Source organism: Longimicrobiaceae bacterium (genome assembly GCA_035936415.1).
Classification (GTDB): Bacteria; Gemmatimonadota; Gemmatimonadetes; order Longimicrobiales; family Longimicrobiaceae; genus JAFAYN01.
In genome coordinates this window covers 1-8,661 of sequence record DASYWD010000411.1, presented here as the reverse complement: position 1 = coordinate 8,661, position 8,661 = coordinate 1, and the positions used below count along the sequence as shown (strand labels likewise).

Genomic DNA, 8,661 nt, shown 5'->3' with positions numbered 1-8,661 from the left:
CTGGCGCACCCGCGGGCTGCGCCCCGTGCTGCTCGGGAGCGACACGGGGGAGCGGACCCGCCGTGAGCTGCGGAGCGCCGCGCCGGACGTGCCCTTCATCGACCTGGTGGGCGCCACGACCCTCACGCAGGCCGCGGCGGTGCTGGACCACTGCGCCGCGAGCGTCTGCAACGACAGCGGGCTGATGCACCTGAGCGCCGCAGTCGGCGCCCCCACGGTGGCGCTCTACGGCATGACCGACCCCGAGGTGACCTGGTGCCACGGACCGGAGCACCGGGTGGTGCGGCGGCTCGACTGCCGGCCCTGCTACTCCATCGCGCCCGAGGTGCTGGCGGCCTGCCCCCACAAGCGGTGCCTGACCGACCTTCCGGTGCAGGCGGTGGTCGCGGCCGTGGTGGAGCTCGCGGAGCGCGGCTCCGCCCGGCCTCTGGAGGCCCTGCGGCCCTCCGGCTCCGGGCCGGCGGCGGCGCATGCATAGCTCCGTGGCGGCGGGAGGACGGGCCTGATGTGCGGGATCGCCGGCGTGATGGTCTTCGACGAGGGGCGCTTCGCGGTGGACGACGCGTACCTGACGGCCATGCGCGACACCATGGTCCACCGCGGGCCGGACGGCGGGGGAAACTGGATCTCGCCCGACCGGCGGGTGGGCCTCGCGCATCGCAGGCTCTCGATCATCGACCTCTCCGCGGCGGCCGACCAGCCGATGTCCAACGAGGACGGGAGCGTCTGGCTGGTGTTCAACGGCGAGATCTACAACCACGCCGAGGTCCGCTGCGAGCTGATGCGTCGGGGGGGGCACACCTGGCGGACGGACCACTCCGACACCGAGGTCATCCTCCACGCCTACGAAGAGTGGGGGATCGAGTGCCTGCACCGCTTCCGCGGGATGTTCGCGCTCGCGCTGTGGGACTCGCGCACGCGCGACCTGTGGCTGGTGCGCGACCGGATCGGGGTGAAGCCGCTCTACTACAGCGTGCACGACGGGCGGATCGTCTTCGCCTCGGAGATCAAGGCGCTGCTCCGTGACCCCGACCAGAAGCGCGCCATCAACGAGCGCGCTCTCTACGACTTCCTCTCGTTCCTGACGACCCCGGCTCCCGAGACGCTCTTCGCGGGGATCCGCAAGCTGCCGGGGGGCACCTGGCTGCGGGTGCGGGAGGATGGCACCATCCGGGAGCAGCGCTACTGGGACGCCTGGGACAACGCCCGTCCCCTGGAGGGCATGAGCGAGGAAGAGGTCGCCTCGCGGGTACTGGCGGAGCTGGCGGAGTCGGTGAAGCTGCGCAAGGTGAGCGACGTGCCGGTGGGGGTGTTCCTCTCCGGCGGGATCGACTCCAGCACCAACGCGGCGCTCTTCTCCGCCGGCGACGGGGGTGCCGTCAAGACGTTCACCATCGGGTACGAGGGCGAGTACACCTCGTACCAGAACGAGCTGCACCACGCCCGCCGGATGGCGGAGGTCGTCGGGGCCGAGCACCACGAGCGGCTGCTCACGGTGGACGACCTGATCGACTTCCTGCCGGAGATGGTCCGCCTCCAGGACGAGCCCATCGCCGACCCGGTCTGCGTGCCGCTCTACTACGTCTCCAAGCTGGCCCGCGACGCCGGGGTGGTGGTCTGCCAGGTGGGGGAGGGGGCGGACGAGCTGTTCTGGGGGTACCGGAGCTGGAAGACGCACCTCAAGCTGCAGCGGCTGGACGGCCTGCCGGTCCCGCGGGCGGCCAAGCGCCTGGGGCTGCGCGCGCTGGAGTGGAGCGGGCGCGCGGACACCTGGCAGTACGAGATGCTCCGCCGCGGCGCGGCCGGCGTGCCCATCTTCTGGGGCGGGGCGGAGGCGTTCACCGAGGCGCAGAAGCGGCAGCTCCTCTCACCCGCGTTCCGGGAGCGGTTCGCCGGGTACACCTCGTGGGAGGCCATCCGCCCCATCCGCGAGCGCTTCGAGGCGAACGCCTGGGAGCCCTCGCCGCTCCACTGGATGACATACCTGGACCTCAACCTCCGCCTCCCGGAGCTCCTGCTCATGCGGGTGGACAAGATGAGCATGGGGGTGAGCCTGGAGGGGCGGGTGCCCTTCCTCGACCACCGCTTCGTGGAGCTGGCGCTCAGCATCCCGCAGGAGATGAAGACGCGGGGGGGCGTGAGCAAGCACCTGCTGAAGCGGGCGGTCAGGGGCGTGATCCCCCAGGAACTGATCGACCGGAAGAAGCAGGGGTTCGGCGTCCCCATCCACGAGTGGTTCCTGGACCGCCTGGGGACGCGCGCGCGGGAGCACCTGGACCGCTTCTGCGACGAGACCGGCATCCTGGACCGGGGCGCCGTCAACCGCCTGATCGACCGTAAGCAGGGCGACCAGGCCTGGTTTCTCCTCAACCTGGCTCTCTGGTGGGAAGAGTACATCCGTTGACGTCCGGGCCGGGTGCGGCGGGCGAGGGGCGCGAGGAACTGGACCTCGTCTACGTGCTGGTGGACCCCGAGTTCGCCCTGGACAACTCGCCGGTGTTCCAGTCGCAGATCCTCGACTGGGTGCGCCTGCAGCGGCAGGGCGGCCTGCGGGTGGGGATCGTGTGCAGCGTCGCCGACGCGGGACGGTTCGAGCGGCTCGTCGCGGTGACGCTGCGCGAGCACGGCGTTCCCTACGTGACCTTTCCGGACGGGTCGCTCCGCCAGAACCTGGCCCGCGGGGCCCGGCTGCTGCGGCGGTTCGTCCGCGAGCACCGCGCCGGGCACGTGTACGCCCGGGGGATCTGGGGCGCCTACGCCCACTGGCTGGCGTTCCCGCTCGGCGGGCCCCCGCTGGCGTACGACTTCCGCGGGGACCTGGTGGCCGAGGCGGAGATGCGCGGCGCCTCGCCGCTGCGGCAGGCGGTCCTCCGCGCGCTCTGCCGGGGCGCCTTCGCGCGGGCGAGCACGCTGCTCTGCGTCTCCACCCCCGCGGCGGAGATCCTGGCGAGCGAGTACGGGAAGCCGGGCGCGGTGGTGATCCCCTCGGGGGTGGACGCTGACTGGTTCCGCGGCTTCCAGGAGCGCCGACGGGAGATCCGCGAGACGCTGGGGGTCGGCGAGCGCGACGTCCTCCTGGTGTACGCGGGCGGGCTCAACCCGTACCAGATGCTCCCGGAGATGCTCCGTGTCTGGAACGGGCTCAAGGAGCTGCCGAACGTCCGCTTCCTTCTCCTCCTGGCCCGGCAGCAGCCGACCGCCGGCGAGCGTCCCGAGCTCACCGGGGCGTCGGAGATCCCCGGCCTGGTGACGCTCTCGGTCCCGCGGCACGAGGTCCCCGGATACCTGGCCGCCGCCGACGTGGGCTTCCTGCTGCGCCAGGAGCACCCCCTCAACCGGGTCGCCTCGCCGGTGAAGTTCGGGGAGTACCTGTCGTCGGGGCTCGCGATCGTGGCCTCGCCCGGGATCGGCGACATCAGCCGGATCGTGGAGGAGCACGACCTGGGGATCCTGGTGCGGCCCGGGGACACGGAGAGCGCCGTTTCCGCCTGCGCCCGCCTGGTGGCGCGGGTGCGCGACGAGCGCGAGGCGTTCCGGCGGCGCGCGCTGGACGCGGTGATCCGCGAGAAATGGGACTGGAAGGCGCACCTGGGGCTGTGGAAGGGGATCATCGCGCCCGGGCGCGGGGCGGGACCGGCCCGGCAGTCGCCGGCGCAGCGCTCCGCCGTGTCTCCCGAAGCCGTCTAGCGGTGTCCCCGCGAGGGGTGCAACTCAAGGCGGTTTCAGGATATATTGCGGGTCTTCCGCCCCGGGGCCCGCAGGCAGGGTCCCGGGGCGGCGCTCGACTCACCTCCGGGACCGCGCCGCGTCCTCCCGGAGCCGTCGCCGTACGAGCCGCCCGCTTTCCCTGATTCGTTGAGCATTCTCCCCGCGCGTGACCACCGTGGCGCCTGAGACCCGCGACCGACCGGCCCCGGCGACCGCCTCGCCCGGCTCCGGTCTGCCGGCCCTCGTCCTCCGGGCGCGGGCGCTGCCCCGCCGCGCGCTGGTGCCGCGGGCGCTGCGCTACGTGCGGCGGCGCATCGTCACGGCGGTGGAGCGCCGGCGCGACCTGGGCGCTCGCACCTACCTCGCCGCCGACCCGGCGGCGAGCGGTCCCCTGCTGACGTACTTCGCGGCGCCGGACGCAGAGGCGCTTCTCCCGCACGGGGAGCAGCTCGCCGCACTGGCCGCCCACTACCTGGACCACCGCTTCGACCTGCTCGGGTCGGGGTGGGTGCAGGTGCGGCGCGGAACGGTGTGCCGGGGAGTTGCGGGGCATCGCTACGGTCCCGGGCCGGCCGTGGCGCCGGACGCGGAAGGGCGCTGGCTGGCGGGGCTGCTCCCCGCGGGGAACCTGCGCGAGGGGCAGCGGATCTGGTCGCTGGTGGACCCCGGCTACGAGCCCATCGACTGGCAGCTCGACTTCAGGAGCGGCTACCGCTGGTCCGAGCGGACCTGGTCCGCGGACGTGCCGTACGGCCATCTCCCGGGCGTGGACGTCAAGGTCCCGTGGGAGCTGGCGCGCATGCAGCACCTGCCCCAGCTCGCGCTCGCGTTCGCCCTGGCGGGTGAGGGGGGTGCCGCTCGGCACGGCTTCCGGCCCCCGGAGGAGTACGCGCGGGAGTTCCGGAACCAGGTGCTCGACTTCGCCGCGACCAACCCCCCGCGCTTCGGCGTCCACTGGCGCTCGTCCATGGACGTGGGGATCCGCGCGGCCAACCTGCTGGCGGCGCGGGACCTGTTCATCGCCGCGGGCGCGCGCTTCGACGACGCGTTCGAGGCGGTGTTCCGGCGCTCGCTGCTGGAGCACGGCCGTCACGTGGTCCGCCACTTCGGGTGGTCGGACCAGCCGCGGGCGAACCACTACCTGTCGCACGTGGTGGGGCTCCTCTGGGTGGCCGCGTACCTCCCGCGCACCCCCGAGACGGACGCGTGGCTGGCCTTCGCGGCCCAGGAGCTGGTCGTGGAGGTGGAGCGGCAGTTCCACCCGGACGGCTCCAACTTCGAGGGCTCCACCGGATACCACCGGCTGGTCGGCGAGATGGTGGTCTACTCGACCACGCTGGTGCTGGGGCTCCCGGCGGAGAAGCGGCGCGCGCTGGCGGAGTACGACCACCGGCTCGTCCGGACCCGTCCCCGCGTTCGGCCGGCCCCCCTCCCGCTGCACGCGACGGACGGCGGCGATCCCACCCCGTTCCCGGCAGCGTACCTGGAGCGGCTGGAGCGGATGGCCGAGTTCACCCTGCACGTCACCAAGGCCGGCGGCCGGGTGGCCCAGGTGGGGGACAACGACAGTGGGCGCTTCTTCCGCCTCCTCCCCGCCCACGCGCGGATGACGGTCCGCGAGGCGCGCGAGCGGTACGCGCACCTGGAGGGGTACGCGGAGCTCCCGGACGAGGCCGCGTACTGGGACGAGCAGCCGCTCGACCACCGGCACTTCGTGTCCGCGGCGAACGGCCTCCTCGGCCGGACCGACCTCGCCGCGTTCGCGGGGCCGGGCGTCGAGCAGCGGGTGGTCGCCGGCCTGGCCCGGGGGGCGCGGATCCCCTCCAGCGGGTCCGGCCGGACACGCGCGGAGTCGGTCCGGGTGCCCGAGCACGATGCCCCGCTTCCGGCGGGCGCCCCGCTGCGCCACGAGACGCGCCTCCGCTTCGACGGTCCCGACCTGCGGACCGGGCTGCGGCTCCTGGCCTACCCGGACTTCGGCCTGTACCTCTTCCGCTCCGACCGGCTCTTCCTCGCGGTGCGATGCGGCTCCATCGGACAGGAGGGGAACGGGGGCCACGCGCACAACGACCAGCTCTCCGTGGAGCTGGCCGTGGACGGGCGCGACGTGCTGGCGGACCCGGGAAGCTTCCTCTACACGGCGCTCCCGGAGCTCCGCAACCGCTATCGCTCCGACCGCGCGCACCACGCCTTCCGCTCGCGCTCCCGCGAATCGGCGGGGCTGGGCGCGGGGCTCTTCACCCTCGGCGGGGATCCGCGGGCGCGCTGCCTCCGATTCGACGAGGCGGGCTTCGTGGGGATGCACACGGGGTTCGGCTTCCCGGTGGTGCGCCGGGTGGAGGTGCACGCCGACTCGGTGCGGGTGGAGGACCGGGTGTACGCCGCGCCGGGGACCGACGTCCTGCCCTTCTACCTGTGGACCGGCGAAGGGGACGTCCCCTTCTCGCCGGGCTACGGAAAGGTTCTGCGCGAGCCGTGATCCCGTACCGAGCTCTCGGCCTGCTCTTCATCCTGGACCAGCTGCTGCTCCCCATGCCGCACATCGCGGGGATGCCGTTCAAGCTGACCTACCTCTTCCTCGGAGTCTGGCTGGTCGACCTGGCCGGCAAGAAGCTGGTGCGCGAGGCGGATGCCCGGCGGTACCAGGAGTTCCTGCGGGTGGCGCTGTACTTCCTGGGCATAATCGCGGCCGCGGTGGTCGGGGAGCTGTGGACCGGTACCCGCATCCGCGTCCCCGACCACGGCGAGACGTACCGGAGCATCGCGATCTACCTGCTGATGCTCCTCTCCTTCGGGCTGGGGCTCTCGGCGTACCAGTTCAGGATGCGGTGGCTGCTCCACCTCCTGTACGTGAGCGTGGCGGCGAACCTGATCGTGGTCTTCTTCGGGAGGTACTTCCCGGGGCTGGTGCTGCTGTACTACGACGCGACCACCACCGGGGCGGACGTCTTGGACGCGTACCGGCCGCGGGGGCTCCTGGGGAACCCGAACGTGTCGATGCTGCACGTCAACCTGGTGATGCTCTTCGTCGTGATCGCCCAGATGAAGGGATACCTGGAGCTCGGCGTGCAGCGCGCGGTGATCACCCTCGCGCTGCCCATCGTCACCGCGCTGGTCCTCGCGACCCGCACGGAGCTGCTGGTGTCCATCATCCTGGGCGCGGCGCTGCTCAACTCCATCGCCCGGCAGCGGGGGAACCGCCCTGCGCAGCGCCTCCTGATCGGTGGGGCGGCCCTGGTCTCGGCGGGGCTGCTCTTCGTGGCCGTTTCGTTCGTCGCCGCCAACAACGAGCTGATCCTGACCGGGCTGGAGCGGGTGACGAGCACGCGCGGAGCGCTCCTGGACGTGGCGGACCGGAACAGCTCCATCCTGCGGCCGCTGCTGGTGTGGGAGATCGTGTACGCGCGCTTCATGGACTCGCCCTTCTTCGGGACGGGGTTCAACCGGGCGCAGTTCTGGCCGTACAACTACTCGCCGCTGTACTACCACAACGACTGGTTCCGCGTGCTGGTGACCTCCGGGCTCGCCGGGTTCCTCCTCTTCGTGCTCCTGGTGCGGAGGATCTGGACCGTGGCCGGAGGGATCGCCGTGCTCCCGTTCTTCCTCCCGGCGCTCACCAACACCTTCATCCTCGCGATCCCGGCGAGCATGTTCTACTTCTTCATGATCGGGGTGATCACCGAGCGGAGGCGCCTGGGGGAGGCCCCGCAGGCCCGGCCGGTGCCGGCCGCCGCCCCCGTGCCGCAGCCCGTCTCGTGAGGCGCCGCGTGCAGGGTCCGGCAGGGACGACGAGGTATGTGCGGGATCTGCGGCGTCGCTGAGCGCTCCGGCCGCGCGGCCGACGAGCCGCTCGCCCTGGAGATGACCTCCCGGCTCGCGCACCGCGGGCCGGACGACCGCGGCGTGGCGGTCCGCGGGGGCGTCGCCCTGGGGCAGACGCGTCTGAGCATCATCGACCTCTCGGAGGCCGGCCACCAGCCCATGTCGTCTCCGGACGGACAGGTGACCCTGGTCTACAACGGCGAGGTCTACAACTTCCGGGAGCTGCGGGCCCGGCTGGAGTCGCAGGGCGCCGCCTTTCGCGGCCGGTCGGACACGGAGGTGGTCCTCGCGGCGTACCTGGCCTGGGGGCTGGACGCGCTCCCCCTCCTGGACGGGATGTTCGCGCTGGCGGTCTGGGACGGGCGCAACGGGGAGCTGCACCTGGCCCGCGACCGCTTCGGGATCAAGCCGCTCTACTACCGCGCGGAGGGCGGCTCGCTCGCGTTCGCCTCGGAGATCAAGGCGATCCTGGCCGGGGGCGCGCCGCGCGAGGTGGACTGGGAGGGGCTCCACGAATACCTCTGGTACGGCAACGCGCTGGGGGAGAACACGCTCTTCCACGGGATCCGCCGGGTCCCCCCGGGCCACCGCCTCACCTGGGGGCCCGACGGGCTGCGCGTCGCGCCGTTCTGGCTGCTGGAGGACGTCCCGCCGGTGGCGGACGACGTGGAGACGGCCACCGCCGGGGTGCGGGAGCGGCTGGAGGGGGCGGTCCGCTCGCACCTGGTGAGCGACGTCCCCGTAGGCGTCTTCCTGAGCGGAGGGATCGACTCCTCGGCCATCACGGCGTTCGCTTCGCGGCATCACGGCGGGCGGCTGAAGACCTTTTCCGTCGGGTTCGACTTCGACCGCGGGGTCAACGAGCTCCCCCGGGCGCGCCGGGTGGCCCAGCACTTCGGGACGGACCACCGCGAGCTCCACGTGGCCGGCGCCGACATCCGCGGGGTGGTGGAGCGGCTGGTCCGCTGCCACGACGAGCCGTTCGGCGATGCCGCCAACATCCCGCTCTACCTCCTCTGTGAGCAGCTTGGCGGGGAGGTCAAGGTGGTCCTCCAGGGCGACGGCGGCGACGAGCTCTTCGCGGGGTACCGGCGCTACGAGATCCTGGCCCGGGAGCGCTCGTGGCGCGCC

General features: G+C 72.6%; 6 protein-coding genes. All 6 read left to right on the top strand.

Translation table 11 applies throughout. From position 1 onward, the window contains the following. On the top strand, window positions 1–478 hold a 478-nt coding region (locus VGR37_16770; GenBank protein HEV2149062.1), incomplete at its 5' end, for a glycosyltransferase family 9 protein. Between the two features lie 27 nt (window positions 479–505). Next, entirely contained in the window at window positions 506–2,404 is a 1,899-nt protein-coding gene (gene asnB / locus VGR37_16765) for an asparagine synthase (glutamine-hydrolyzing) (protein ID HEV2149061.1), read from the top strand. Continuing rightward, complete coding sequence (locus tag VGR37_16760; GenBank protein ID HEV2149060.1) at window positions 2,401–3,687, top strand: glycosyltransferase; 1,287 nt, start codon at window positions 2,401–2,403, stop codon at window positions 3,685–3,687. The genes asnB (VGR37_16765) and VGR37_16760 overlap by 4 nt, the downstream gene beginning before the upstream one ends. A gap of 196 nt (window positions 3,688–3,883) precedes the next feature. Next, window positions 3,884–6,187, top strand: a complete 2,304-nt coding sequence (locus tag VGR37_16755) for a heparinase II/III family protein (GenBank protein HEV2149059.1) — start codon at window positions 3,884–3,886, stop codon at window positions 6,185–6,187. Next, window positions 6,184–7,467, top strand: a complete 1,284-nt coding sequence (locus VGR37_16750; GenBank protein ID HEV2149058.1) for an O-antigen ligase family protein — start codon at window positions 6,184–6,186, stop codon at window positions 7,465–7,467. The genes VGR37_16755 and VGR37_16750 overlap by 4 nt, the downstream gene beginning before the upstream one ends. A gap of 36 nt (window positions 7,468–7,503) precedes the next feature. Beyond that, window positions 7,504–8,661, top strand: a 1,158-nt coding sequence (gene asnB, locus VGR37_16745; GenBank protein HEV2149057.1) for an asparagine synthase (glutamine-hydrolyzing), incomplete at its 3' end; no start/stop codon positions are given.